A 564-nucleotide genomic window follows, 5' to 3' on the forward strand; every position below is an offset into this window, starting at 1 on the left:
CGGCCAGCAGCGCAGGCAAGAACATGCTGCCGCGGGTGGCGGCGCAGCTGGATGTGGCGCAGATCAGCGACATCGTCGGCATCGAAGCGGCCGACACCTTCGTGCGCCCGATCTACGCCGGCAACGCGCTGGCCACGGTCAGGAGCACCGACCCGATCAAGGTCATCACCGTGCGCAGCACCGCCTTCGAAGCAGCGGGCGAGGGCGGTGCCGCTGCGGTCGAAGCGATCCCGGCCGCCGCCGACCTGGGCCTGTCGGCACTGGTCGGTCGTGAGATCACCAAGAGCGCCCGCCCCGAACTGGGTGCGGCCAAAATCATCGTGTCCGGTGGTCGTGGCGTGGGCAGCGGCGAGAACTACCATGCCCTGCTCGAGCCGCTGGCCGACAAGCTGGGTGCTGCGCTCGGTGCCAGCCGGGCCGCGGTCGATGCGGGCTACGTGCCCAACGACTACCAGGTGGGCCAGACCGGCAAGATCGTAGCGCCGCAGCTGTACATCGCGGTGGGCATCTCCGGGGCCATCCAGCACCTGGCGGGCATGAAGGATTCCAAGGTGATCGTGGCGA

General features: G+C 69.1%; 1 protein-coding gene. It reads left to right on the forward strand.

The features are described from left to right. Positions 1-564, forward strand: a 564-nt coding sequence (locus tag DNK49_RS23250) for an FAD-binding protein (RefSeq protein ID WP_207807113.1), incomplete at both ends; no start/stop codon positions are given.

Source organism: Parazoarcus communis SWub3 = DSM 12120, from assembly GCF_003226565.1.
Taxonomy (GTDB): Bacteria; Pseudomonadota; Gammaproteobacteria; order Burkholderiales; family Rhodocyclaceae; genus Parazoarcus; species Parazoarcus communis.